Source organism: Pseudomonas sp. UTLPPB19802, from assembly GCF_059730225.1.
The window spans coordinates 952,586-976,896 of sequence record NZ_AP048545.1 but is presented as its reverse complement, the minus strand read 5'-3'; the positions used below and the strand labels follow the sequence as shown (position 1 = coordinate 976,896).

Annotated in this window: 24 protein-coding genes; 17 read left to right on the top strand and 7 right to left on the bottom strand. The window is 63.8% G+C overall.

Features of this window, described 5'->3' with window-relative positions:
* On the bottom strand, positions 1-675 hold the full coding sequence (gene radC, locus AC6I6U_RS04355) for a RadC family protein (protein WP_497880824.1): 675 nt from the start codon (positions 673-675) through the stop codon (positions 1-3).
* A 133-nt stretch (positions 676-808) separates the two neighbouring features.
* Between radC and coaBC the strand changes: the two genes are divergently transcribed.
* The 4 genes from coaBC to argB all read left to right on the top strand — a co-directional run bounded on the left by coaBC (position 809) and on the right by argB (position 6,115).
* On the top strand, positions 809-2,017 hold the full coding sequence (gene coaBC, locus AC6I6U_RS04350; protein ID WP_497880823.1) for a bifunctional phosphopantothenoylcysteine decarboxylase/phosphopantothenate--cysteine ligase CoaBC: 1,209 nt from the start codon (positions 809-811) through the stop codon (positions 2,015-2,017).
* 5 nt (positions 2,018-2,022) lie between these two features.
* Entirely contained in the window at positions 2,023-2,478 is a 456-nt protein-coding gene (dut, locus tag AC6I6U_RS04345; protein WP_497880822.1) for a dUTP diphosphatase, read from the top strand.
* Between the two features lie 1,293 nt (positions 2,479-3,771).
* The gene (algC, locus tag AC6I6U_RS04340; RefSeq protein WP_497882981.1) at positions 3,772-5,157 is read left to right on the top strand and encodes a phosphomannomutase/phosphoglucomutase; all 1,386 of its coding nucleotides are present in this window, start codon (positions 3,772-3,774) and stop codon (positions 5,155-5,157) included.
* Between the two features lie 52 nt (positions 5,158-5,209).
* The gene (gene argB, locus AC6I6U_RS04335; protein ID WP_497880821.1) at positions 5,210-6,115 is read left to right on the top strand and encodes an acetylglutamate kinase; all 906 of its coding nucleotides are present in this window, start codon (positions 5,210-5,212) and stop codon (positions 6,113-6,115) included.
* A 169-nt stretch (positions 6,116-6,284) separates the two neighbouring features.
* Here the strand turns inward: argB and AC6I6U_RS04330 are convergent, their stop codons facing one another.
* Together AC6I6U_RS04330 and pyrE are read right to left on the bottom strand one after the other, a co-directional pair.
* Positions 6,285-6,866 carry a DUF4124 domain-containing protein gene (locus AC6I6U_RS04330; RefSeq protein WP_497880820.1) on the bottom strand — a complete coding sequence of 194 codons (582 nt, stop codon included), beginning with the start codon at positions 6,864-6,866 and terminating at the stop codon, positions 6,285-6,287.
* A 6-nt stretch (positions 6,867-6,872) separates the two neighbouring features.
* The gene (gene pyrE, locus AC6I6U_RS04325) at positions 6,873-7,517 is read right to left on the bottom strand and encodes an orotate phosphoribosyltransferase (RefSeq protein ID WP_497880819.1); all 645 of its coding nucleotides are present in this window, start codon (positions 7,515-7,517) and stop codon (positions 6,873-6,875) included.
* Between the two features lie 81 nt (positions 7,518-7,598).
* Here pyrE and crc point away from each other — a divergent pair, with 81 nt between their 5' ends.
* Positions 7,599-8,378: a catabolite repression control protein Crc gene (crc, locus tag AC6I6U_RS04320; protein WP_497880818.1), complete on the top strand. Its 780-nt coding sequence runs from the start codon at positions 7,599-7,601 to the stop codon at positions 8,376-8,378.
* A 59-nt stretch (positions 8,379-8,437) separates the two neighbouring features.
* Here the strand turns inward: crc and rph are convergent, their stop codons facing one another.
* Positions 8,438-9,160, bottom strand: a complete 723-nt coding sequence (gene rph / locus AC6I6U_RS04315) for a ribonuclease PH (protein WP_010447894.1) — start codon at positions 9,158-9,160, stop codon at positions 8,438-8,440.
* 228 nt (positions 9,161-9,388) lie between these two features.
* Between rph and AC6I6U_RS04310 the strand changes: the two genes are divergently transcribed.
* From AC6I6U_RS04310 to AC6I6U_RS04285, 6 genes are all read left to right on the top strand, one after another.
* Positions 9,389-10,252, top strand: coding sequence for a YicC/YloC family endoribonuclease (locus tag AC6I6U_RS04310; protein ID WP_497880817.1), 864 nt, complete (start codon positions 9,389-9,391; stop codon positions 10,250-10,252).
* A gap of 12 nt (positions 10,253-10,264) precedes the next feature.
* The gene (gmk, locus tag AC6I6U_RS04305) at positions 10,265-10,885 is read left to right on the top strand and encodes a guanylate kinase (RefSeq protein ID WP_497880816.1); all 621 of its coding nucleotides are present in this window, start codon (positions 10,265-10,267) and stop codon (positions 10,883-10,885) included.
* Between the two features lie 169 nt (positions 10,886-11,054).
* On the top strand, positions 11,055-11,318 hold the full coding sequence (gene rpoZ, locus AC6I6U_RS04300) for a DNA-directed RNA polymerase subunit omega (RefSeq protein WP_497880815.1): 264 nt from the start codon (positions 11,055-11,057) through the stop codon (positions 11,316-11,318).
* 60 nt (positions 11,319-11,378) lie between these two features.
* Complete coding sequence (gene spoT, locus AC6I6U_RS04295; RefSeq protein ID WP_497880814.1) at positions 11,379-13,484, top strand: bifunctional GTP diphosphokinase/guanosine-3',5'-bis pyrophosphate 3'-pyrophosphohydrolase; 2,106 nt, start codon at positions 11,379-11,381, stop codon at positions 13,482-13,484.
* A 34-nt stretch (positions 13,485-13,518) separates the two neighbouring features.
* Complete coding sequence (locus tag AC6I6U_RS04290) at positions 13,519-13,899, top strand: RidA family protein (RefSeq protein WP_497880813.1); 381 nt, start codon at positions 13,519-13,521, stop codon at positions 13,897-13,899.
* A 71-nt stretch (positions 13,900-13,970) separates the two neighbouring features.
* Positions 13,971-14,708, top strand: a complete 738-nt coding sequence (locus AC6I6U_RS04285; protein WP_497880812.1) for a hypothetical protein — start codon at positions 13,971-13,973, stop codon at positions 14,706-14,708.
* A 54-nt stretch (positions 14,709-14,762) separates the two neighbouring features.
* Here the strand turns inward: AC6I6U_RS04285 and AC6I6U_RS04280 are convergent, their stop codons facing one another.
* Positions 14,763-15,617: an SDR family oxidoreductase gene (locus tag AC6I6U_RS04280; RefSeq protein ID WP_497880811.1), complete on the bottom strand. Its 855-nt coding sequence runs from the start codon at positions 15,615-15,617 to the stop codon at positions 14,763-14,765.
* A 189-nt stretch (positions 15,618-15,806) separates the two neighbouring features.
* On the opposite strand from AC6I6U_RS04280, the gene exbB reads away from it, so the two are divergent.
* From exbB to AC6I6U_RS04250, 6 genes are all read left to right on the top strand, one after another.
* A complete protein-coding gene (gene exbB / locus AC6I6U_RS04275; RefSeq protein ID WP_497880810.1) occupies positions 15,807-16,793 on the top strand; it encodes a tonB-system energizer ExbB in 987 nt (328 codons plus the stop codon).
* A 6-nt stretch (positions 16,794-16,799) separates the two neighbouring features.
* Positions 16,800-17,228, top strand: coding sequence for a TonB system transport protein ExbD (gene exbD / locus AC6I6U_RS04270; RefSeq protein ID WP_497880809.1), 429 nt, complete (start codon positions 16,800-16,802; stop codon positions 17,226-17,228).
* On the top strand, positions 17,225-17,974 hold the full coding sequence (locus tag AC6I6U_RS04265; protein ID WP_497880808.1) for an energy transducer TonB family protein: 750 nt from the start codon (positions 17,225-17,227) through the stop codon (positions 17,972-17,974). Before exbD ends, AC6I6U_RS04265 begins: the two co-directional genes overlap by 4 nt.
* 186 nt (positions 17,975-18,160) lie before the next feature.
* Positions 18,161-19,081 carry a hydrogen peroxide-inducible genes activator gene (locus AC6I6U_RS04260; protein WP_497880807.1) on the top strand — a complete coding sequence of 307 codons (921 nt, stop codon included), beginning with the start codon at positions 18,161-18,163 and terminating at the stop codon, positions 19,079-19,081.
* A gap of 5 nt (positions 19,082-19,086) precedes the next feature.
* Positions 19,087-21,162, top strand: coding sequence for an ATP-dependent DNA helicase RecG (recG, locus tag AC6I6U_RS04255; protein WP_497882980.1), 2,076 nt, complete (start codon positions 19,087-19,089; stop codon positions 21,160-21,162).
* 78 nt (positions 21,163-21,240) lie between these two features.
* Positions 21,241-22,641 carry an aminoacyl-tRNA deacylase and HDOD domain-containing protein gene (locus tag AC6I6U_RS04250; protein ID WP_497880806.1) on the top strand — a complete coding sequence of 467 codons (1,401 nt, stop codon included), beginning with the start codon at positions 21,241-21,243 and terminating at the stop codon, positions 22,639-22,641.
* A 127-nt stretch (positions 22,642-22,768) separates the two neighbouring features.
* On the opposite strand, the gene AC6I6U_RS04245 is transcribed toward AC6I6U_RS04250, so the two are convergent.
* Both AC6I6U_RS04245 and tagQ read right to left on the bottom strand, forming a co-directional pair.
* The gene (locus AC6I6U_RS04245; protein ID WP_497880805.1) at positions 22,769-23,146 is read right to left on the bottom strand and encodes a helicase; all 378 of its coding nucleotides are present in this window, start codon (positions 23,144-23,146) and stop codon (positions 22,769-22,771) included.
* Between the two features lie 139 nt (positions 23,147-23,285).
* On the bottom strand, positions 23,286-24,233 hold the full coding sequence (gene tagQ, locus AC6I6U_RS04240) for a type VI secretion system-associated lipoprotein TagQ (protein WP_497882979.1): 948 nt from the start codon (positions 24,231-24,233) through the stop codon (positions 23,286-23,288).
* Positions 24,234-24,311: the final 78 nt, after the last annotated feature.

Sequence of the window (24,311 nt, the reverse complement as noted above, 5' to 3'; positions counted from 1 at the left end):
CTACATCATCCCGTGCTCCATCATCGAGAACGGCTCGCCATCGCCGATCACGAAATGATCGAGCACCCGTATATCCACCAGTTCCAGTGCATCGCGCAGTCGCCCGGTCAGCAGCCGATCGGACTGACTGGGCTCGGCCACCCCCGAGGGATGGTTGTGGCACAGGATCAGCGCCGCCGCGTTGTGCGCCAGCGCGCGCTTGACCACCTGCCGCGGGTAAACGCTGGCACTGTCGATGGTGCCGCGAAACAACGCCTCGAAGGCCAGCACCCTGTGCTTGGCGTCGAGGAACAGGCAGCCGAACACCTCATGGGGCTCATGGCGCAACATCGCCTTCAGGTAGTCGCGCACCGCCCCTGGACTCTCCAGCACCGAATCGCGCCGCAGGCGCTCAGCCAGATGGCGACGGGCCATTTCCAGCACGGCCTGCAACTGGGCGAACTTCGCCGGCCCCAGGCCCAGCTCGCGACTGAATTCCCGCTGACCAGCCTCCAGCAGACTACGCAAACTACCGAACTGCCCTAGCAGATGCCGCGCCAAATCCACCGCGCTCCTGCCACAGACACCCGTGCGCAGAAAGATCGCCAGCAGCTCGGCATCGGACAAACTGGCCGCTCCCGACTCCAGCAACTTCTCCCGCGGCCGCTCCGCCGCGGGCCAATCCCGAATACTCATGACACCTCCCTGTCCTTTGGGGCCCGCTGTTCCGTGGCGGACGCTGTGTTATCGTAGTCCATCTTTTTTACCCCCGACCCGGCCTGGGGAGGCGTCCTCGGGGGTAGCAATCACTGGACTAAAAGGCAGGCCTATGCAGCGGCTGTATCGGAAACGCATCGTTCTCGGCGTCGGCGGCGGCATCGCCGCCTACAAAAGCGCCGAGCTGGTTCGCCGACTTCTCGATCAGGGCGCCGAAGTACGCGTGGTCATGACCCGCGGCGGTAGCGAGTTCATAACCCCGCTGACCATGCAGGCGCTATCCGGGCACCCGGTACACCTGGATCTGCTCGATCCCGCGGCCGAAGCCGCCATGGGCCATATCGAACTGGCGAAATGGGCCGACCTGGTACTGATCGCGCCAGCTACCGCCGACCTGATCGCCCGCCTGGCCCAGGGCATTGCCGATGACCTGCTGACCACCCTGGTACTCGCCACCGATGCCACCGTCGCCATCGCCCCGGCAATGAACCAGGCCATGTGGCGTGACCCTGCCACCCAGGCCAACACCCAGTTGCTGCAGAGCCGCGGCCTCAAGGTCTTCGGCCCGGCCTCCGGTAGCCAGGCCTGCGGCGATGTCGGCCTGGGCCGCATGCTCGAGGCTACCGACCTGGCCCAACGCGCCGCCGACTGTTTCCAGCACCTGGCCCTGACCGGCAAGCATGTGCTGATCACCGCCGGGCCCACCCAGGAAAACATCGATCCGGTGCGCTATATCACCAACCACAGCTCCGGAAAAATGGGTTTTGCCCTGGCCGAGGCCGCCGTCGAAGCCGGTGCCCGCGTGACCCTGATCACCGGCCCGGTGCACCTGCCGACGCCGGACCGGGTGACCCGCATCGATGTCGTCAGCGCCCGCGACATGCTCGCCGCCTGCGAGGCTGCCATCCCCTGCGACCTGTTCATCGCCTCGGCCGCAGTAGCGGACTACCGCCCTGAAGTCGTTGCCCCGCAAAAACTCAAGAAAGACCCTACCACCGGCGACGGCCTGCTGCTGCAGATGGTGCGCAACCCGGACATCCTCGCTACCATCGCCGGCCGTCCCGACCGCCCCTTTAGCGTCGGCTTCGCTGCGGAGACCGAGCACCTGCTCGACTATGCAGCGCGCAAGCTCAAGGACAAGAACCTCGACCTGATCGTCGCCAATGACGTGGCCAACCCCAGCATCGGCTTCAACAGCGAGGAAAATGCCTGCAGCGTCATCGACCGCGACCTGCAGGCCAGCGTTTTCACCCAGACCAGCAAGGGCAAGATCGCCCGCCAGCTGATCTCTTTCATCGCTTCACGACTGAACCAGGTTTAATTTCCATGCACGCTTTGCAAGCCAAGATCCTCGACCCACGCATCGGCAGCGAATTCCCCCTGCCGCAGTACGCCACCCCCGGCTCCGCCGGCCTCGACCTGCGCGCCATGCTCCAGCAGGACACCGTACTGGAGCCGGGCCAGACCGTGCTCATCCCGACCGGCCTGTCGATCTACATAGGCGATCCCGGCCTGGCCGCGCTGATCCTGCCGCGTTCGGGCCTGGGCCACAAACACGGCATCGTCCTCGGCAACCTGGTGGGCCTGATCGACTCGGACTACCAGGGCGAACTGATGGTCTCCTGCTGGAACCGTGGCCAGAGCGCCTTCACCATCGCCGTCGGCGAGCGCATCGCCCAGTTGGTGCTGGTGCCGGTGGTCCAGGCGCATTTCGAACTGGTACAGGAGTTCGACGAGAGCCAACGTGGTACCGGCGGTTTCGGGCATTCGGGCAGCCATTGACCTACGCTGATCCTGACCGCCCCCATCGGAGCCGGTCAGGACAATTCGCGCTGCATTTAAGGATGAGTTTCGCGGAGGCGGTATTTGAAAGGCATCAAGCGCAGTGCAAAGACCGGCAACGGCGCCGAACACCATGAGCAGCCGTCATCGGGCGAAGCCACCCACCCGCTGCTGCCGGGCCTGAAAATTGCCCTCGGCGGCCTGTTCCTCGCAGCCTTACTGCTCTGGTTCGGGGTGCTTGGCCCCTCGCATCAGTTCTTTCGCTCGCAACTGGGGCAGGCCGCTGGCGCCACAATTTCGGCCAAGCTGGCCCAGGCGAGTGCCGACCTGATCGCCGAGACCGACGCCGCCGCACTCAACCCAGCCCTGCTCAAGGCCCTGCAGAATCCGGACGGCAACGCGGTGAAGAGTGCAGAAAACAGCCTGCGCTACCTGCCCGGCCTGGTGGATGCGCAACTGAACCTGCGCGACACCGCCCAGCCGCTCACCGATCGGGCGGCACCGCTCAACTTCTCGGCCCTGGACCTGATTCGCCGTGCAGAACGCGGCACCAAACCCGCACCGGAAGCCTACAAGGTCGGTCAGCGCTGGCTGGTCTACAGCGTCGCTGCGCTGCACGAGAGCACCGACGCCCCGGCCGCCGGCACCCTGTTGCTGGTCTTCGACCTGCAGCGGCTGCTCCAACCCCTGGACTACGTGCACCCAAGCGTCGGCTCGCTGCAATTGAGCCAGAGCATACTCGGCAGCCCGGAACAGGTACTCGACCAACGCGGTGACGCCGCATCGGCCGAAAGCTACCCATACGATGCTGGCAACAGCAACTGGAAGCTGAAATTCGCGCCGGGGCCGGCCTACCAGTTCGGCTATCCGCTCAGCACCTATGGTTTCCTGCTGCTGGCCATCGCATTGATCCTCGGCAGCGCTGCGCTGGCGATCCGCTTGACACACCAGCGCCTGCAACGCCGCCTCGACGGCGATGCCCGACAGCTGGAACAACTGTTTCAAGAACTCTCCGGTGGAAAAGCCGTCAAAGCCTTCAGTTTGAGCCTGCCGGCCCTGAATGGACTGGCGCAGGAGCTGGCGCGCTTCTCCCAGCGCAACGGCCAGCCTGCCGCCGCCACGCATCACCCCGGCATAGATCCAGGCCCGACGCCCAGCAGTGCCCCGGAGCCGATCCAGCCCGCCACCCACGGTGCCGACTTGATCGATCCGCTATTCCAAGGTGTCGACATCCTTGATGTCGACATTCTCGACGAAAACCAGGACTTCCTGAGAACGGAGCACCCTCAAGCCATGAACAGCACCGTACCGACATTCCCAGACAGCATCTTCCGCGCCTATGACATCCGCGGCACCGTGCCGGAAACCCTGAATGGCGAAACCGCCTACTGGATCGGCCGCGCCATCGGTTCGCAGAGCCTGGCCCAGGGCGAACCCCACGTCTCGGTCGGACGCGACGGCCGCCTGTCCGGCCCGGAACTGGTCCAGCAACTGATCCAGGGCCTGCATGACAGCGGCTGCCATGTCAGCGACGTCGGCCTGGTGCCGACCCCGGCCCTGTACTACGCAGCCAACGTGCTGACGGGCAAGTCCGGCGTCATGCTGACCGGCAGCCACAACCCGTCGAACTACAACGGCTTCAAGATCATCATTGCTGGCGATACCCTGGCCAACGAGCAGATCCAGGCCCTCCACACCCGCCTGAAGACCAACGACCTGAGCAGCGGCAAGGGCAGTATCGAAAAAGTCGAAATCCTCGACCGCTACTTCCAGCAGATCCGCGAGGACATCGTCCTGGCGAAGAAACTCAAGGTGGTGGTCGACTGCGGCAACGGCGCCGCCGGCGTGATCGCACCGCAACTGATCGAAGCATTGGGCTGTGAAGTGATCCCGCTGTTCTGCGAGGTCGACGGCAACTTCCCGAACCACCACCCGGACCCGGGCAAGCCGGAAAACCTCGAGGACCTGATCGCCAAGGTCAAGGAAACCAACGCCGACCTGGGCCTGGCCTTCGACGGCGACGGCGACCGCGTCGGCGTGGTGACCAATACCGGCAGCATCGTGTTCCCCGATCGCCTGCTGATGCTGTTCGCCAAGGACGTGGTATCGCGCAACCCTGGCGCGGATATCATCTTCGACGTCAAGTGCACCCGCCGCCTGACCCCGCTGATCCAGGAATATGGCGGTCGTCCGGTAATGTGGAAGACCGGCCACTCGTTGATCAAGAAGAAAATGAAGCTGAGCGGCGCGCTGCTCGCCGGCGAAATGAGCGGCCATATCTTCTTCAAGGAACGCTGGTTCGGCTTCGACGACGGCATCTACAGCGCGGCACGCCTGCTGGAGATCCTCAGCCAGGAGAAATCCACCGCCGAGGAGCTGTTCGCGACCTTCCCGAACGATATTTCCACGCCGGAAATCAACATTAATGTGACCGACGAGGGCAAATTCAGCATCATTGAAGCCCTGCACGACGCACAATGGGGCGATGCCAACCTGACCACCATCGATGGTGTCCGGGTCGACTACCCCAAAGGCTGGGGCCTGGTTCGCGCGTCCAACACCACGCCGGTGCTGGTACTGCGCTTCGAGGCCGATACCGAGGAAGAGCTGCAGCGTATCAAGGACGTGTTCCACGCCCAGCTCAAACGTGTTGCACCTGATCTCCAACTACCGTTCTGACATCCGGGCGGTGCAGAACACCGCCCGACCACCTGTTTCACCGGAGCCCTGAATGACCCTCGAACGCGAAGCCGCTGCCAACACCGCCAAGGTTCTTTCCGAAGCGTTGCCCTACATCCGCCGATACGTCGGCAAGACGCTGGTGATCAAGTACGGCGGCAACGCTATGGAAAGCGAGGAGCTCAAGACCGGCTTCGCCCGCGACATCGTGCTGATGAAGGCCGTGGGCATCAACCCGGTGGTCGTACACGGCGGCGGCCCGCAGATCGGTGACCTGCTCAAGCGTCTGTCCATCGAGAGCCATTTCGTCGACGGCATGCGCGTCACCGATGCGCAGACCATGGACGTGGTGGAAATGGTCCTCGGCGGCCAGGTGAACAAGAGCATCGTCAACCTGATCAACCGCCACGGCGGCAGTGCCATCGGCCTGACCGGCAAGGATGCGGAGCTGATCCGGGCGAAGAAGCTCACCGTCACCCGCCAGACCCCTGGAATGACCGCGCCGGAAATCATCGACTATGGCCAGGTTGGTGAAGTGGTCGGGATCAACACCGACCTGCTGAACCTGCTGGTCAAGGGCGATTTCATTCCGGTGATCGCGCCGATCGGCGTCGGCGCCAATGGCGAGTCCTACAACATCAACGCCGACCTGGTGGCCGGCAAGATCGCCGAAGCGCTGAAGGCCGAGAAGCTGATGCTGCTGACCAACATCGCCGGCCTGCTGGACAAGGAAGGCAAGGTCCTGACCGGACTGAGCACCGACCAGGTCAACGCACTGATCGCCGACGGCACCATCTACGGCGGCATGCTGCCGAAGATCCAATGCGCGCTGGAAGCGGTCCAGGGCGGCGTGGGCAGCTCGCTCATCATCGATGGCCGGGTACCGAATGCGGTCCTGCTGGAGATCTTCACCGACACCGGCATGGGCACCCTGATCAGCAACCGCAAGCGTCACTGATCCGCCCACGGATTGTAGGAGCAGGGCTTGCCCGCGAAGGCGTCCTGAAAAGCGCCATAAGCTTGGCGGGCAAGCCCTGCGCCTACAGCAGCCAGTTCGCAACGATGTGAGCGCATAAAGACAAGCCCCGCTCCGGGAAACCGGGCGGGGCTTTTTTCTGTCCGTTACGTCAACGCAACAACTGCTCGACCCGCGCCCGGTCCGCAGCGAAATCCTGCTGGGCCTGGGCCCGCGCCGCCTGATACCGGGCAATATCGGCCTTCATCCGCACCTGCTCGTCGCGCAGGCCACCAAGTTGCGCCAGTAGCTCCGGCGCAACCTCCTTGCCGGCGCGCTCCTGCTCCGCCGCCTGGCCTTGCAGGCCGGCCTGCTGGGCCAGCAAGGCCTGCAGGTTGGTCTGCACACTGGCGATCAGCGCGTCCAGCTCGGCCAGCCTGCGCACCTGGGCCTTGTCGACCTCGTCAACACTGGAATAGCGCTGCAGCAGTTGGGCATTGGCATCGGCACGAGCCTTCTCGGCCTGCTTGCGCTGCTGCTCCTCGGGCGTCAGCGCCGGGGCCACGGTCTGCACCACCCGGCCCTGCTGGTTCAGCACCTGGTAGCCCTTGCCGACGTACTCCGGCGGCACGCCCTGGCGGTCCAGCACGGTGATGCCCTTGTTATCGATATAGCGATAGAACAGCACCTCGTCCGCCTGTACGGCGAACGAGGCCCCGAGCGCCAGGGCCAGAAACAGGCAGACCGGGCGCAAGGGCCGTCAGATCCCGTACTGGGCGCGGTACGCTTCGACCGCGGGCAGGTGCTGCTTGAGCTGCTCGTCGCCGGCGAGGAATTCCAGCACCTGGTTCAGCGAGACGATGCTCACCACCGGGATGCCGAAGTCGCGCTCGACTTCCTGGATCGCTGACAACTCACCGTTGCCACGCTCCTGGCGGTTCAGCGCGATCAGTACGCCCGCGGCCTTGGCACCGTCCTGGGACTCGATGATCTGCATCACCTCGCGAATCGCGGTACCGGCAGTGATCACGTCGTCGATAATCAGCACATCGCCGGTCAGCGGCGCGCCGACCAGGCTACCGCCTTCGCCGTGGGCCTTGGCTTCCTTGCGATTGAAGCACCAGGGCAGGTCGCGCTGGTGATGCTCGGCCAGGGCCACGGCGGTAGCAGCCGCCAGCGGAATGCCCTTGTAGGCGGGGCCGAACAGGACGTCGAAGGGAATGCCGCTCTCGACGATCGCCGCGGCATAGAAACGCCCCAACTGGGCCAGCGCGGAACCTGAGTTGAACAGGCCGGCATTGAAGAAATACGGGCTGGTGCGACCCGACTTCAGGGTGAACTCACCGAAGCGCAAAACCCCGCGATCGATGGCAAAACGGATGAAATCGCGCTGATACGCCTGCATGAAAAAACCCCAAATACCACGAATTTAGCTAATTAGGTAGACCTCGGGTATCATACACGCACGTGATTTTTGGGGCCATTTATGCGGATCATCAGTGTGAACGTCAATGGTATTCAGGCTGCAGTCGAGCGTGGTTTGCTCAGTTGGCTGCAAGCCCAGAATGCCGACGTCATCTGCCTGCAGGACACCCGCGCCTCCGCCTTTGAACTGGATGACCCAGCCTTCCAACTGGATGGCTACTTCCTTTATGCCTGCGATGCCGAAGTCCCCGCCCAGGGTGGCGTGGCTCTGTACTCGCGGTTGCAACCGAAGGCTGTCATCAGCGGTCTCGGTTTCGAGACGGCGGACCGCTACGGGCGCTACCTGCAAGCCGATTTCGACAAGGTCAGCATCGCGACCTTGCTGCTTCCCTCCGGGCAGAACGGCGATGAAGACTTGAACCAGAAGTTCAAGCTTATGGACGACTTCGCCCGCTATCTGGACAAGCAGCGGCGCAAGCGTCGCGAGTACATCTACTGCGGCTCGCTCTACGTGGCGCAGCAGAAGCTCGACATCAAGAACTGGCGCGACAGCCAGCAGTCTCCGGGCTTCCTGGCTCCGGAACGGGCCTGGATGGACGAGATTCTCGGCAACATGGGTTATGTCGACGCGCTGCGTGAAGTCAGCCGGGAAGGTGACCAGTACAGCTGGTGGCCCGATAACGAACAGGCGGAGATGCTCAACCTGGGCTGGCGTTTCGACTACCAGATCCTGACGCCAGGCCTGCGCCGCTTCGTGCGCAGCGCCCGCCTGCCACGCCAGCCGCGCTTCTCGCAGCACGCGCCGCTGATCGTGGACTACGACTGGACGCTGACCATCTGAGCCAGCAACAGCCACAAAAAAGCCGACATCATGTCGGCTTTTTTGCATCTGTCGATTGATCAGTCAGCCAGGGCGGCGTTCTGCAGGTCGAAAATCTCGCCCATGCCTTTCTTCGCCAGCTCGAGCATCGCGTTCAACTCTTCAGGCTGGAACGGCGCGCCTTCGGCAGTGCCCTGGACTTCAATGAAGCCGCCGGTGCTGGTCATCACCACGTTGAGGTCGGTTTCGGCAGCGGAGTCTTCCAGGTAGTCGAGGTCCAGTACCGGCTCGCCCTGGTACATGCCCACCGACACCGCGGCGATCATCTGCTTGAGCGGGTTGCCAGCCTTGAGGCCGCCACGCTTCTTGATCACCTTCAGCGCATCGGCCAGTGCCACCATGGAGCCGGTGATCGAGGCGGTACGGGTACCGCCGTCAGCCTGGATCACGTCGCAGTCGACATACAGGGTGATGTCGCCAAGCTTGGACATGTCCAGCGCGGCGCGCAGCGAACGGCCGATCAGGCGCTGGATCTCCAGGGTCCGGCCGCCCTGCTTGCCACGGCTGGCTTCACGCTGGGTACGCTCGCCGGTCGCCCGTGGCAGCATGCCGTATTCGGCGGTCAGCCAACCCTGGCCCTGGCCCTTGAGGAAACGCGGCACGCCATTCTCGACACTGACCGTGCAGATCACTTTGGTGTCACCAAACTCGACCAGTACAGACCCCTCGGCGTGTTTGGTGTAGTTGCGGGTGATGCGGATCGAGCGGAGCTGATCGGCGGCGCGACCACTTGGACGTTTCATCTGGGAATACCTGTACAGGGACGGAAATCTACCCGGCATTATAGAGGTCATGGCCGGTGCTGGGCAGTTCTAAAAATCCCGACTGTGTATCAGCGACCTTCTGCCCACCGGCATTGGGGCATTCGCCGCACTGCGCTACAATCCTGCGCCTTTGCTGCCAGTCGGCTTCAATCCATCCACAAGGCCCGCCCCGGCAACACTGGCAGGCCCGAACAGCGAGGTACTTCCATGGTCCACAGCATGACCGCCTTCGCCCGTGTCGAAAGTGCCGGAGCCCGGGGCACCCTGAGCTGGGAACTGCGCTCGGTCAACAGCCGCTACCTGGAACCGCACCTGCGCCTGCCGGAGTCGTTCCGCGACCTCGAGGGCGCGGTGCGCGAAGCCCTGCGCCAGGGCCTGTCGCGGGGCAAGCTGGAATGCACCCTGCGATACACCGAGGAAACCAGTGGCCAACCGCTGCAGGTCGACCGCGAGCGCGCCACGCAGTTGATTGCCGCCGCCGAAACCGTCGCCAGCCTGATCAAGCAGCCGGCCGCCCTGAACCCGCTGGAAGTGCTGGCCTGGCCCGGCGTGCTGGTGGCCGACGCGAGCGACCCGCAAGCCCTGAACAACCAGGCCCTGGCCTTGTTTGCCGACGGCTTGAAGGAACTCAAGAAAGGCCGCGAGCGTGAAGGCGCGGAACTGGCACGGCTGATCAACGACCGCCTGGCCTCGATCGAGGAAGATGTCGCGACCCTGCGCGAGCAGGTACCGCAGATGCTCGCCACCCAGCGCCAGAAGATCCTGGACCGCTTCGCCGACATGCAGGCCGAGCTCGACCCGCTGCGCCTGGAGCAGGAAATGGTCCTGCTGGCGCAGAAAAGCGACGTGGCCGAAGAGCTCGACCGCCTGAGTACCCATATCATCGAAGTGCGCCGGGTACTCAAGTCCGCTGGGGCCGCCGGCCGGCGCCTGGATTTCCTGATGCAGGAACTCAATCGCGAAGCCAACACCCTGGGCTCCAAGGCCTTCGACCCACGCAGCACCGCCGCTGCGGTCAACCTCAAGGTGTTGATCGAACAGATGCGCGAACAAGTACAGAATATCGAGTAAGGCTACCCCGACATGACCCAAACCACTGGCACCCTCTACATCATTTCCGCACCGTCGGGCGCAGGCAAGACCAGCCTGGTCAAAGCCCTGATCGATGCCCAGCCGCAAATCCGCGTCTCGGTCTCGCACACCACCCGCGCCATGCGCCCGGGCGAGACCAACGGCGTGAACTACCACTTCGTCGATCGCCCCGAGTTCGTGCGCCTGATCGAACAGGGCGACTTCCTCGAGCAGGCCGAAGTCTTCGGTAATCTCTATGGCACCTCCCAGAGCAGCCTGCAGCAGACCCTGGACGCCGGCCACGACCTGATCCTGGAAATCGACTGGCAAGGCGCCGAGCAGGTCCGCCGGCAGATGCCCCATGCCCGCTCGATCTTCATCCTGCCGCCGAGCCAGCAGGCCCTGCGCCAGCGCCTGACCAACCGCGGCCAGGACAGCGACGAGATCATCGAGGGACGGATGCGCGAAGCCGTCAGCGAAATGAGCCACTACGTCGAGTACGATTTCGTGATCATCAACGACGATTTCGCCCATGCCCTGGACGATCTCAAGGCGATCTTCCGTGCCAATCGCCTGCAGCAGCAGCCACAACAGCAGCAACATGCCGCGCTGCTGGGCGAACTGCTGGCCTGAAACAAAGACTTTCCAAAAGCGCCGCAAGGGCTTTACATTGCACCTTGTAGCGCCCTGGAGAGACTGCTGGAAAAATCAGCGCTTCCCTAATCGCTGGTGATTTTTTAAACTGTCGAGTCCGCTCGCCCATCCGGGCAGCTCGCCTACCGCATTTGCTACGAGGAACACCATGGCCCGCGTAACCGTTGAAGACTGCCTAGAACACGTGGATAACCGTTTCGAGCTGGTCATGCTCTCCACCAAGCGTGCTCGTCAACTGGCGACCGGCGGCAAAGAGCCGAAAGTGGCATGGGAAAACGACAAGCCTACCGTCGTTGCCCTGCGTGAAATCGCCGAAGGCCTGGTGAACGACGAAATGATCGCCAACGAGGAAATCGTCGAAGACGAACCTCTGTTCGCGGCTTTCGAGGACGAGTCCAACGAGGCCGTCTAAGCCTATGCCTGGTCGACGTAGCACGGCGCAGGGTACAAGGCTTCGGTCGGGGGAAACCTCATGCCGAGCATAGACGCCCTCGCCGATCGCTTATCGACCTACCTCGGCGCCGACCAGGTCAATCTGGTCCGCCGGGCGTACTTCTACGCCGAACAAGCCCACGACGGCCAGCGCCGCCGCAGCGGCGAAGCCTACGTCACGCACCCGCTGGCGGTGGCCAATATTCTTGCCGACATGCACATGGACCATCAGAGCCTGATGGCCGCGATGCTGCATGACGTGATCGAAGACACCGGAATCGCCAAGGAAGCGCTGCAGGCGCAGTTCGGCGAGACCGTGGCCGAACTGGTCGACGGGGTCAGCAAGCTGACCCAGATGAACTTCGAGACCAAGGCCGAGGCCCAGGCGGAAAACTTCCAGAAAATGGCCATGGCCATGGCCCGCGATATCCGCGTGATCCTGGTCAAGCTCGCCGACCGCCTGCACAACATGCGCACCCTGGAAGTACTCTCCGGGGAAAAACGCCGGCGCATTGCCAAGGAAACCCTCGAGATCTACGCGCCCATCGCCAACCGGCTGGGCATGCACGCGGTACGCATCGAGTTCGAGGACCTCGGTTTCAAGGCCATGCACCCGATGCGCTCGGCGCGCATCTACCAGGCGGTCAAGCGCGCCCGGGGCAACCGCAAGGAAATCGTCAACAAGATCGAGGAATCCCTCAGCCACTGCCTGGCGGTGGATGGCATCCAGGGCGAAGTCAGCGGTCGGCAGAAACACCTGTACGGCATCTACAAGAAGATGCGCGGCAAGCGCCGGGCCTTCAACGAGATCATGGACGTCTACGCGTTCCGGGTCATCGTCGACAAGGTCGACACCTGCTATCGCGTGCTGGGCGCCGTGCACAACCTGTACAAGCCGCTGCCCGGCCGGTTCAAGGACTACATCGCGATCCCCAAGGCCAACGGCTACCAGTCGCTGCATACCACGCTGTTCGGCATGCACGGCGTACCCATCGAAATCCAGATTCGCACACGCGAGATGGAAGAGATGGCCAACAACGGCATCGCCGCCCACTGGCTGTACAAGTCCAGCGGCGACGAGCAGCCCAAGGGTACCCATGCCCGCGCCCGCCAGTGGGTCAAGGGCGTGCTGGAGATGCAGCAGCGCGCGGGCAACTCCCTGGAGTTCATCGAGAGCGTGAAGATCGACCTGTTCCCGGACGAGGTCTACGTGTTCACGCCCAAGGGCCGGATCATGGAGCTGCCCAAGGGTTCCACGGCGGTTGACTTCGCCTACGCGGTACATACCGACGTGGGCAATAGCTGTATTGCCTGTCGGATCAATCGTCGCCTCGCACCGCTGTCCGAACCGCTGCAAAGCGGCTCCACGGTCGAGATCGTCAGCGCGCCCGGCGCCCGGCCAAACCCGGCCTGGCTCAATTTCGTGGTGACCGGCAAGGCCCGTACCCATATCCGTCACGCCCTGAAACTGCAACGCCGCTCCGAGTCCATCAGCCTCGGCGAACGCCTGCTGAACAAGGTACTCAACGGTTTCGACAGCGCTTTGGACAAGATTCCGGTCGAGCGCGTGCAGTCGATTCTCCATGAATACCGCCTGGAACTGATCGAGGACCTGCTCGAGGATATCGGCCTGGGCAACCGCATGGCCTACGTGGTCGCCCGACGCATGATGGGCGAAGGCGAGCAGTTGCCCAGCCCGGAAGGTCCGCTGGCGATCCGCGGCACCGAGGGCCTGGTGCTCAGCTACGCCAAGTGCTGCACGCCGATTCCGGGCGATCCGATCGTCGGCCACCTGTCGGCGGGCAAGGGCATGGTCGTGCACCTGGAAAACTGCCGCAATATCAGCGAAATCCGCCACAACCCGGAAAAATGCATCCAGCTCTCCTGGGCCAAGGATGTCACCGGCGAATTCAATGTCGAACTGCGCGTCGAACTGGAACACCAGCGCGGCCTGATCGCCCTGCTGGCCAGCAGCGTCAACGCGGCCGACGGCAATATCGAGAAAATCAGCATGGACGAGCGCGATGGTCGCATCAGCGTGGTCCAGTTGGTGGTCAGCGTGCACGACCGCGTGCACCTGGCCCGCGTGATCAAGAAACTGCGCGCCCTGACCGGGGTGATCCGCATCACCCGCATGCGTGCGTAAACGCCCACCGCCCGGACATTACAAGGAGTCACTCATGACCAAGAGCGTTATCAACAGCGACAAGGCCCCAGCCGCCATCGGTACCTACTCCCAGGCAATCAAGGCCGGCAACACCGTCTACATGTCCGGCCAGATCCCCCTGGACCCCAAGACCATGGAGCTGGTGGAAGGCTTCGAAGCCCAGACCGTACAGGTCTTCGAGAACCTCAAGGCCGTGGCTGAAGCCGCCGGTGGTTCGTTCAAGGACATCGTCAAGCTGAACATCTTCCTCACCGACCTGAGCCACTTCGCCAAGGTCAACGAGATCATGGGCAAGTACTTCGAACAACCGTACCCGGCTCGCGCCGCCATCGGTGTCGCCGCACTGCCACGTGGCGCCCAAGTCGAAATGGACGCGATCCTGGTCATCGAGTAAGCCGTTCCAGAACCACCCGCTCCGCCTGGCGCGATCGACACCGCGCCAGCCTCGCCTGCAAGGATTCCCCCATGCGCAAAGCGCTCGCCCTTCCGCTGTTCGCCCTCCTGCTTGGCGGTTGCGCCAGCGACCCCGCCAAATATGACATCAGCGGCACCTGGATCAACCAGGCCGCCATCGATGCGGCCGTGAAAAAGGGCAGCCTGCGCGAAGCCTTGGAAACCTACGGGCCGAACCTGGAGTGGAACATCGACACGCGCAACGGCCAGGCCAAGTACAGCAACGGCTTCGAACGCCCCGAAGGGCACGTGCGGGCGGACGGAAAGCAGAAGTGGCACGTGGACTTCTACGGCAGTACCGGCACTCCACTGGCACGCGATGGCAAGGAACTGATCCAGGGAGCCAGCGATTCCGAACCCGAGCAGACCTTCGCGCGCGCCCAGGGCGAACTGCCGGCTGGCGCGCCAGTCGGCGCCAGCTTCGAGCAGGCCCTGTATACGGACTACATGGGTGGCGACTGGAAGATCATCAGCGGCCCCGGCGAAGGTGCGCAGGTGAAATTCCTGCCGGACGGACGCCTGGAGGGCCTGCCAGGCAGCGACCGCTACGCCCTCTGCCTCGCGGGCGACTGCGCGAACATGAGTGGCAGCAACGATAGCATCTGGCTGCAGCAGGGCAACAAGGGCAATGCCTGGCTCTTCGTGCGCAAGGGCAAGCAACTGGAGATTTTCCAGGCACTGAACTCGGCGCAAGCCGATGAGCAGCCGCAGTTTTATCCCGGCAATCGCCAGTGGCTGCTGGAAAAGTAAAACCCTGAATCGCCCCAGGAGCCTGCCGGGACAGGCTCCCGCGCGACCCAGTGGTCAGCGCCCTTCGAGAATCGCCGCATACCCCTCACGGTAGCTCGGATAACGTGGCGCCCAGCCCAGTGTCCGCGCCCGGGCATTACTGCAACGCTTGCTGCCGGTACGGCGAACACTCGCGTCGGCATCCCACTCGGTCACCCCCAGGTACTCGCGCAACCAGGCCACCACCTCGGCCAACGGCGCCGGCGCATCATCGACGCCGATATAACAATCCTCCAGCACCTTGCCTGCCCGATCAGCTTCCAACAGGAATGCCAGCAACCCGGCGGCATCATCGGCGTGGATGCGATTGCCATACAGCGGCGGCTCGACAGCCACCCGATAACCACGGCGTACCTGGGTCAGCAGCCACTCGCGGCCCGGCCCGTAGATTCCGGTCAGGCGCACCCGGCTCGCCGGGATACCGCTGTCGAGCGCCAGTTGCTCGGCCTCGAGCATCAAGCGCCCGGAGTAACCTTCAGCCTCGGTCGCCGAGGTCTCATCCACCCATTCGCCGCGCTGCTGCACATAGACGCTGCTGCTGGAAACGAACAACAGCCGCCGCGGCCGCTGCCCGGACTCCCCGAGCCACCCCAGGACATGCCGCAACCCATCGACATAGGCGGCACGATAGCCAGCCTCATCGTGATCGGTGGCCGCCGCGCAGTAGACCAGGTAATCCAGTGGGCCAACCGGCCAACTGGCGGGGCGTTGCTTGCTGAACAGGTCACCCGCAACGCCCTGCACACCTTCCGGCAACCGGGAAATCGAACGGCGCAGGCCATGGACCTGCCAGCCCTGACCGAGCAACTGGCTCGCCAGGCGACTACCGACATCGCCGCAACCGGCAATCAGAACAGAAGGAGTGGACATCATGAATCTCCATATAAATAGGCGCAGCCTAGCGCCAGGAATGGACGAGCGGCTAGCGATCGAAGAAAAAAACAGACGCTATTACTTCTGTTAACAAGAATTACTTGCAATAATGACAGACCATTTGTTCTCGGCCCACGAGGCCTGGAAGGACAAGACTCTCTTTTACTTCGCTCAGGTCCGGCCAGCATGACACGCAATCTCTCTTCCGCCTCGCCAACCCAGTCCCCTAGCCCATCGCGCGCCTGGCGTTCTGTGGCTGCGGTGCTGTTCAGCCTGTTGCTGGCACCGACCGCCGCTTTCGCCGACGAGCCGACCAATCACGCCGCACCTGCCGCCACCGCAGCGGCACCAGCAGCCAGCGCGCCGACCGTGACCCCGGTTGCCGCCGACCAGGCGCCAGCGGAAAACGCCGCACCGACCGACGGCTCCGAAGCCGACGCCCTGCCGGCCGAAGCCAACAGCCTGGGCATGTCCCACGACCTGTCCCCATGGGGCATGTACCAGAACGCGGACATCATCGTGAAACTGGTGATGATCGGCCTGGCCATCGCCTCGATCATCACCTGGACCATCTGGATCGCGAAGGGCTTCGAACTGCTGGGCGCCAAGCGTCGCCTGCGTGGTGAAATCGCCAACCTGAAGAAAGCCGTCACCCTCAAGGACGCCAGCGCCACCGCCGCCAAGGAAGGTACCCTGGCCAACCTGCTGGTGCACGATGCCCTCGAGGAAATGCGTCTGTCGGCCAACAGCCGCGAGAAGGAAGGCATCAAGGAACGCGTCAGCTTCCGCCTGGAGCGCCTGGTTGCCGCCTGTGGCCGCAACATGAGCAACGGTACCGGCGTACTGGCCACCATCGGTTCCACCGCGCCGTTCGTCGGCCTGTTCGGCACCGTGTGGGGCATCATGAACAGCTTCATCGGCATCGCCAAGACCCAGACCACCAACCTCGCCGTAGTGGCTCCGGGTATTGCCGAAGCGCTGCTGGCGACGGCCCTCGGCCTGGTCGCAGCCATTCCGGCAGTCGTGATCTACAACGTCTTCGCCCGCTCCATCGCCGGCTACAAGGCCCAGGTGTCCGACGCGTCGGCCCAGGTGCTGCTGCTGGTCAGCCGTGACCTCGACCACCTGCCGTCCGAGCGCGCCGGCCAGCCACACATGGTCAAGGTAGGTTAATCCGCCATGGGCCTGCATTTGAAAGAAGGCGCGGACGACGAACTGTCCGAAAACCACGAAATCAACGTCACGCCGTTCATCGACGTGATGCTGGTACTGCTGATCATCTTCATGGTTGCGGCGCCCCTGGCCACCGTGGACATCAAGGTCGACCTGCCGGCCTCGACGGCCAAGCCATCGCCGCGGCCGGAGAAGCCGGTGTTCCTCAGCGTCAAGGCCGACCAGAAGCTGTTCCTCGGCGAAGAAGAGGTCAAGACCGAGTCCCTCGGCCCGGCCCTGGACGCCAAGACCCACGGCAAGAAGGACACCACCATCTTCTTCCAGGCCGACAAGGGCGTGGACTACGGCGACCTGATGCACGTCATGGATGCGCTGCGTGCAGCCGGTTACCTGAAAGTCGGCCTGGTCGGACTTGAGACGGCAGCCAAGAAATGATCACGACGCGCCACAAACTGACGCGTTACGGCGGTAGCCTGGCCCTGGTGCTGGGCGTTCACGCGGTGGCGATCCTCGCCGCCCTGAACTGGTCGGTGTCCAAGCCGATCGAGCTGCCGCCGCAGGCGATGATGATCGAGATGGCCCCGCTGCCGCCCGCGCCGCCGCCACCGGCACCGCCCAAGGTGGTAACGCCGCCTACGCCGCCGGCGCCGGAGGAAGAACTGCCGCTGCCGAAGCTGGCCGAAGCGCCCAAGCCGACCATTTCGGTACCCAAGCCGGTCAAGCCCAAGCCCAAGCCGCAGCCACCCAAGCCGGAAGTGAAGAAAGAGCCGGAGAAGGAAAAGCCCAAGGAAGAGGAAAAACCTTCCGAGGAACCGCCGACCACCCGTCCGCCGGAGAAATCCGCAGCACCGGCGCCAGGCCCTTCGCCTCAACAGATCGCGGCCAAGGCCAGTTGGGAAGGCACCTTGCTGGCACACCTGGGCAAGTACAAGAAGTACCCGCCTGCCGCGCAATCACGTAACAAGGAAGGCCTGAACCGCCTGCGCTTTGTCGTCGACGCCGAAGGCAAGGTGCTCTCGTATGAGCTGGTGGGCCGTTCCGGCAACGCCGATCTGGACCGGGCCACCCTGGAAATGATCCGCCGCGCCCAGCCGCTGCCCAAGCCGCCGCCAGAGATGCTGACCAACGGCAGCATCGAGATCGTCGCGCCCTTCGTCTACTCCATCGACAAGCGCCGCTAGCTCCTCACGAATCCCACGCAAGCCGTGGGATTCGTCTCTTTCATCTGTGGAAACCCATGCCAACTCTCCCCGGAACTGGCCATCCACAGCGACATTGACAATAATCTTCATTAATCCCTCGCCTGATAACGTGCGTCTATCGATTGCAGCCGTTATGCTTGGTCGGCAACCTCATGGACGCCCGCTATGACCCTGACAGAATTACGCTACATCGTTACCCTTGCCCAAGAGCAACACTTCGGCCACGCCGCCGAACGCTGCCATGTCAGCCAGCCGACCCTGTCAGTGGGCGTGAAAAAACTGGAAGACGAACTCGGCGTGCTGATTTTCGAGCGCAGCAAGAGCGCCGTGCGCCTGACGCCGGTGGGTGAAAGCATCGTCGCCCAGGCCCAGAAGGTCCTCGAACAGGCCCAGGGTATCCGTGAGCTGGCCCAAGCCGGGAAGAACCAGTTGACCGCACCGCTGAAGGTCGGCGCGATCTACACGGTCGGCCCGTACCTGTTCCCGCACCTGATTCCGCAACTGCACCGGGTCGCCCCGCAGATGCCGTTGTACATCGAGGAAAACTTCACCCACGTCCTGCGCGACAAACTGCGCAACGGCGAGCTGGACGCGGTGATCATCGCCCTGCCGTTCAACGAAGCCGACGTGCTGACCCTGCCGCTGTACGATGAGCCGTTCTACGTGCTGATGCCGGCCTCGCACCCCTGGACCGGCAAGGAAACCATCGACAGCGCCCTGCTCAACGACAAGAGCCTGCTGCTGCTCGGTGAAGGCCACTGCTTCCGCGACCAGGTACTCGAAGCCTGCCCGACGCTGACCAAGGGCAGCGATGCCTCCAAGCACACCACGGTCGAGTCCAGCTCGCTGGAAACCATCCGCCATATGGTCGCCTCGGGCCTGGGTGTGTCGGTACTGCCGCTGTCGGCGGTGGACAGCCACCACTATGCACCTGGTGTCATCGAGGTCCGTCCACTCACGCCACCGACGCCATTCCGCACCGTGGCCATCGCCTGGCGCGCCAGCTTCCCGCGGCCCAAGGCGATTGAAATCCTCGCCGACTCGATCCGCCTGTGCTCGGTGGCCAAGCCGCCCGTTGCGAGCTGAATGCCGTGACCGAGCTGTCGCAGGTATCAGTCACGGCACTCAAGGGTGTCGGCGAAGCCATGGCTGAGAAACTGGCCAAGGTCGGCCTGGAAACCATCCAGGATGTACTGTTTCACCTGCCCCTGCGCTACCAGGACCGGACGCGCGTCGTGCCCATTGGCGCGTTGCGGCCCGGCCAGGACGCGGTGATCGAGGGCGTGGTCAGTGGCGCCGACGTGGTCATGGGCAAGCGTCGTAGCCTGCTGGTACGGCTCAACGATGGCACCGGCGGCCTGAGCCTGCGCTTCTATCACTTCAGCAACGCCCAGAAGGAAGGCCTCAAGCGCGGTACCCATGTGCGCTGCTACGGCGAGGCTCGACCCGGCGCCTCGGGGCTGGAAATCTATCACCCGGAATACCGTGCCCTGACCGGTGACGAGCCACCGCCTGTCGACCAGACGCTGACGCCGATCTATCCACTGACCGAAGGCCTGACCCAGCAGCGTCTGCGCCTGCTGAGCCAGCAGAGCCTGGCGATGCTCGGCCCCCGCAGCCTGCCGGACTGGCTGCCACGTGAGCTGGCCAACGACTATCAGCTGGCACCGCTGGAAGACGCGATCCGCTACCTGCACCAGCCACCGGCGGATGCCGACGTCGAGGAACTCGCCCTCGGCCATCACTGGGCCCAGCATCGCCTGGCATTCGAAGAGCTGCTCACCCACCAGTTGTCCCAGCAACGCCTGCGTGAAAGCCTGCGGGCCCTGCGCGCGCCGGCCCTGCCGAAAGCGCGCAAGCTGCCGGCGCAGTTTCTCGCCAACCTCGGCTTCCCACCCACCGGCGCCCAGCAGCGAGTCGGCAACGAAGTCGCCTATGACTTGAGCCAACCCGAGCCGATGCTGCGGCTGATCCAGGGCGACGTAGGCGCAGGCAAGACGGTGGTCGCCGCCCTGGCCGCCCTGCAGGCACTGGAGGCCGGCTACCAGGTGGCGCTGATGGCGCCGACCGAGATCCTCGCCGAACAGCACTTCATCAACTTCCAGCGCTGGCTCACCCCGCTCGGCATCGAAACCGCCTGGCTGGCCGGCAAGCTCAAGGGCAAGGCCCGCGCCAGCGCCCTGGAACAGATCGCCAGCGGCACGCCGATGGTGGTGGGCACCCACGCGTTGTTCCAGGACGAGGTCCGCTTCAAGAACCTGGCCCTGGTGATTATCGACGAACAGCACCGCTTCGGCGTCCAACAGCGTCTGGCACTGCGCCAGAAAGGCGTTGGCGGGCAGATGTGCCCACACCAGCTGATCATGACCGCGACACCGATCCCGCGTACCCTGGCGATGAGCGCCTACGCCGACCTCGACACCTCGATTCTCGACGAACTGCCACCCGGCCGTACGCCAGTGAACACCGTGCTGGTTGCCGACAGCCGGCGTTTCGAGGTGGTGGAGCGGGTCCGCGCCGCCTGTGCCGAAGGGCGCCAGGCCTATTGGGTGTGCACGCTGATCGAAGAGTCCGAGGAGTTGACCTGCCAGGCCGCCGAAACCACGTTCGAAGAGTTGACCGCCGCCCTTGGCGAACTGCGGGTCGGATTGATTCACGGACGCATGAAGCCGGCGGAAAAAGCGGCGGTGATGGCCGAGTTCAAGGTCGGCAACCTGCAACTGCTGGTCGCCACCACGGTGATCGAAGTCGGCGTCGACGTCCCCAACGCCAGCCTGATGATCATCGAGAACCCCGAACGCCTGGGCCTGGCACAACTGCACCAGTTGCGTGGACGAGTCGGCCGCGGCAGTGCCGTCAGCCACTGCGTGATGCTCTACCACCCGCCGCTGTCGCAGATCGGTCGCCAGCGCCTGGGAATCATGCGCGAAACCAACGACGGTTTCGTCATCGCCGAAAAGGACCTCGAACTGCGTGGCCCCGGTGAAATGCTCGGCACCCGCCAGACCGGCCTGCTGCAATTCAAGGTCGCCGACCTGATGCGCGATGCCGACCTGCTCCCTGCCGTGCGCGACGCGGCCCAGGCCCTGCTGGCGCGCTGGCCGCAACATGTCAGCCCACTGCTGGAACGCTGGCTGCGCCACGGCCAACAATACGGCCAAGTGTGATGGACCTCACAATTCTCGGACCATCCCGTGGGACAAGCTGGTTATACTGCTGAGATTGTAGGAAGCCGGATACAGACCATGACTGAAGTTGCCCTCATCGATGCAACCCCGCACACCCCGTCTGTGGTTCGAATGCTGCTCGACAAGCTCGCCATCAACTACCGCGAAGTCACGGACTCCCCGAGCCTGCCGGCTGAGCGCAAGGTTCAGGCCGTGCTGCTCGATGACGCAGTCGGTGCACTCATGGTCCTGTTCGCGCAGAATCAATTGCTCGACCTCAACCGCCTGGCCGAACTCACCGGCCGGCGCCTGACGGCCGTTTCCACCGAACGCCTGGAGCGCATGCTCGGCAAGCACAGCCTGCACCTGTTGCCAGGCCTGCCGGCGCTGACCAGTTCGCCGTGCCTGTACGAAGAACAACTGCTGCGCGAGCCGAACCTGCTGATCAACTCCGGGGAGACCGGCCTGCTGCTGGAAATCTCCAGCGACGACTTCAAGAGCATGCTGACCAAGGCCAGCGCCGCCAATTTCGGCGAGGCCCTGGGCAATATCCGCCCGAACCTCGATCGCCCGGATGACGACCGCAAGGAAATCACCCAGGCGGTGCAGGTCTTCACCGCACGGCGCATCCAGCAGCGCCTGGAAGCGACCATCGAGATTCCGCCCCTGGCGGAAACCGCGCAGAAGATCATCAAGCTGCGGGTCGATCCGGATGCGACCATCGATGACATCACCGGCGTGGTCGAGACCGACCCGGCCCTGGCCGCGCAAGTGGTAAGCTGGGCAGCATCGCCCTACTACGCCTCGCCGGGCAAGATCCGCTCGGTGGAAGATGCCATCGTGCGCGTGCTGGGTTTCGACCTGGTGATCAACCTGGCACTCGGCCTGGCCCTGGGCAAGACCCTGAGCCTGCCCAAGGACCAGCCGCAGCACAGCACGCCGTACTGGCAGCAATCGATCTACACCGCCGCGGTAATCGAAGGCCTGACCCGCGCCATGCCGCGCGCGCAGCGCCCGGAAGCCGGCCTGACCTACCTGGCCGGCCTGCTGCACAACTTCGGCTACCTGTTGCTGGCCCACGTGTTCCCGCCGCATTTCTCGCTGATCTGCCGGCACCTGGAGGTCAACCCGCACCTTTGCCACAGCTATGTCGAACAACACCTGCTGGGCATCAGCCGCGAGCAGATCGGCGCCTGGCTGATGCGCTACTGGGACATGCCGGACGAACTGGCCACCGCCCTGCGCTTCCAGCACGACCCGCACTACGACGGTGAATATGCGGCGTACCCGAACCTGGTGTGCCTGGCGGTGCGCCTGTTGCGCAGCCGCAACATCGGTTCCGGGCCGGACGAGGAAATCCCCGACGCCCTGCTCGACCGCCTGGGCCTGAGCCGCGACAAGGCCGAGGATGTGGTGAGCAAGGTGCTGGAAGCCGAAGTGCTGTTGCGCGAGCTGGCTTCGCAGTTCAGCCAACACTGAGTCACCCCCCGGAGACGGTGGGAGTGATCGAACGCTGAACCTGTAGGAGCCGGGCTTGCCCTCGAAGCTTTTGGCGGTCTTGAGGGCCTATTCGCGGGCAAGCCCGGCACCTACAAGGGGATGATCCTCAGGCCTTCTTTTTCTTCGGCTTGAGGTACTTGGTCAGCCCCTGGAACCAGATCACCAGCGCCGGGTTGCCCTTGATCTGGATCGACTTGTCCTGAATCCCCGTCATGAACGCCAGTTGCTTGTTCTTCGCCTGCAGCGTGGCGAAGCCGTACGCGGCATCCTTGAAGCCAATGGCGAACGCCGGCTCCGGATAGGTTCCGGACTTGCTGCTGATGCGCTGGTCCTTGACGATGAAGTGACGGGCAATCTTGCCGTCCAGGGTCTGTAGCTGGAACACCAGCGCCTTGTCGGCCAGTTGCTGCTGGAACGCGGGGTTATTGCGACTGGCCCGGGCCATCAGCAGGCCCATCGCCCAGAGAAGAAAGCGGAATTTCATGCACAACGCCTCGGCAGAAAAATGAAATGGCCGGCGCAGTGTAGCGGTTTGTTCGAGGAGCGCCACCGATCTTCTTCGTTACAAGAAGATCGGTTGGCGTTTGCCACTTATGTCAGCATTTTCGTGACCAGACGGTCACTCAGACGTTCGGGCAAGGGACCGGAGCCCAGTCGCCCAGGTCCGGGTTCTTGCACATGCTGTTGACCTGCGACTGGCCGGTGGCAGCCACTTGCTGGCTGGCGGCTTTCTTGGCATTGGCGTCCTGGATGGTCTTCTCGGTCGCTACCGCTTCCTTCGGCACGGTAGGCAGTGGCGGCTTCTTGGCTGCCTTGACCGGCTTCTTGCCCTTGCCGGTGGTCGGGGCGATCACCGGAGCCGTGTCGGCCGTGGCCACGGTCACCACGTCGGTACGCTGCACGCCTACGTTCTGCAGGTCTTTTTCGTAGGCCTGGGTGTAGTTGTTCAGGTCTTCAGCGGCCTTGCCATTCACCGCGACGATCAGGTCGTTGGACTCTTTCAGGCCGGCAACGATTTCCGCCAGGCGCTTGCGACCTTCGGCATCGCCGATGGTCTTGGCCTTGCGGGCGTTGACCAGGCTGGTGAACTCACGCTGGTAGCAGCTTTGCGATGCCTGGGCATAAGCGGTGCTGCGGTCGATATCGGCGGAACGCTTGCTGACATCGGCAGCGTAGGAACCAATGCGCTGGTTGTCATCGGCGATCTGCTTCTGCTTCTCGGTGTAGTAACCCGCCGCGCCGCCCGCCAATGCGCCACCGGCAGCACCGATGGCGGCATTGCGACCGCGCTTGCTCGAGTCGTCGCCGGTCAGCGCGCCGAGCGCTGCACCGCCCAGGGCACCGATCACCGCACCGGTGGCGATCGAACGGGTCATGTCGGAGTCGGTGGTGCGCAGGTGCTGTACCGGCTCATAGCAGGTCGGGTAGTACTCGACCTTGGTGCTCTGGCCGACCTTGGAGGTCGCGGAGGTGGCGCAACCGCCCATCAGCACGGTGCTGAATCCGGCGGCAACCCACAGCGTGGCACGGCACCACGAGGTTGAAACAAGGGGTTTGCTGGAGAAAATCATGCTCATGTTTCCTTTCTTGGTTTGACTTGGCCGAGCGGCATGGACCGCCCGGTTCCCCTCTACACTCGCCGGATTCCG

Coding starts and splice junctions, on each gene's coding strand:
- radC (WP_497880824.1), bottom strand. CDS start 675: ATGAGTATTCGGGATTGGCCCGCGGCGGAGCGGCCGCGGGAGAAGTTG.
- coaBC (WP_497880823.1), top strand. CDS start 809: ATGCAGCGGCTGTATCGGAAACGCATCGTTCTCGGCGTCGGCGGCGGC.
- dut (WP_497880822.1), top strand. CDS start 2,023: ATGCACGCTTTGCAAGCCAAGATCCTCGACCCACGCATCGGCAGCGAA.
- algC (WP_497882981.1), top strand. CDS start 3,772: ATGAACAGCACCGTACCGACATTCCCAGACAGCATCTTCCGCGCCTAT.
- argB (WP_497880821.1), top strand. CDS start 5,210: ATGACCCTCGAACGCGAAGCCGCTGCCAACACCGCCAAGGTTCTTTCC.
- pyrE (WP_497880819.1), bottom strand. CDS start 7,517: ATGCAGGCGTATCAGCGCGATTTCATCCGTTTTGCCATCGATCGCGGG.
- crc (WP_497880818.1), top strand. CDS start 7,599: ATGCGGATCATCAGTGTGAACGTCAATGGTATTCAGGCTGCAGTCGAG.
- rph (WP_010447894.1), bottom strand. CDS start 9,160: ATGAAACGTCCAAGTGGTCGCGCCGCCGATCAGCTCCGCTCGATCCGC.
- AC6I6U_RS04310 (WP_497880817.1), top strand. CDS start 9,389: ATGGTCCACAGCATGACCGCCTTCGCCCGTGTCGAAAGTGCCGGAGCC.
- gmk (WP_497880816.1), top strand. CDS start 10,265: ATGACCCAAACCACTGGCACCCTCTACATCATTTCCGCACCGTCGGGC.
- rpoZ (WP_497880815.1), top strand. CDS start 11,055: ATGGCCCGCGTAACCGTTGAAGACTGCCTAGAACACGTGGATAACCGT.
- spoT (WP_497880814.1), top strand. CDS start 11,379: ATGCCGAGCATAGACGCCCTCGCCGATCGCTTATCGACCTACCTCGGC.
- AC6I6U_RS04290 (WP_497880813.1), top strand. CDS start 13,519: ATGACCAAGAGCGTTATCAACAGCGACAAGGCCCCAGCCGCCATCGGT.
- AC6I6U_RS04285 (WP_497880812.1), top strand. CDS start 13,971: ATGCGCAAAGCGCTCGCCCTTCCGCTGTTCGCCCTCCTGCTTGGCGGT.
- AC6I6U_RS04280 (WP_497880811.1), bottom strand. CDS start 15,617: ATGTCCACTCCTTCTGTTCTGATTGCCGGTTGCGGCGATGTCGGTAGT.
- exbB (WP_497880810.1), top strand. CDS start 15,807: ATGACACGCAATCTCTCTTCCGCCTCGCCAACCCAGTCCCCTAGCCCA.
- exbD (WP_497880809.1), top strand. CDS start 16,800: ATGGGCCTGCATTTGAAAGAAGGCGCGGACGACGAACTGTCCGAAAAC.
- AC6I6U_RS04265 (WP_497880808.1), top strand. CDS start 17,225: ATGATCACGACGCGCCACAAACTGACGCGTTACGGCGGTAGCCTGGCC.
- AC6I6U_RS04260 (WP_497880807.1), top strand. CDS start 18,161: ATGACCCTGACAGAATTACGCTACATCGTTACCCTTGCCCAAGAGCAA.
- AC6I6U_RS04250 (WP_497880806.1), top strand. CDS start 21,241: ATGACTGAAGTTGCCCTCATCGATGCAACCCCGCACACCCCGTCTGTG.
- AC6I6U_RS04245 (WP_497880805.1), bottom strand. CDS start 23,146: ATGAAATTCCGCTTTCTTCTCTGGGCGATGGGCCTGCTGATGGCCCGG.
- tagQ (WP_497882979.1), bottom strand. CDS start 24,233: ATGATTTTCTCCAGCAAACCCCTTGTTTCAACCTCGTGGTGCCGTGCC.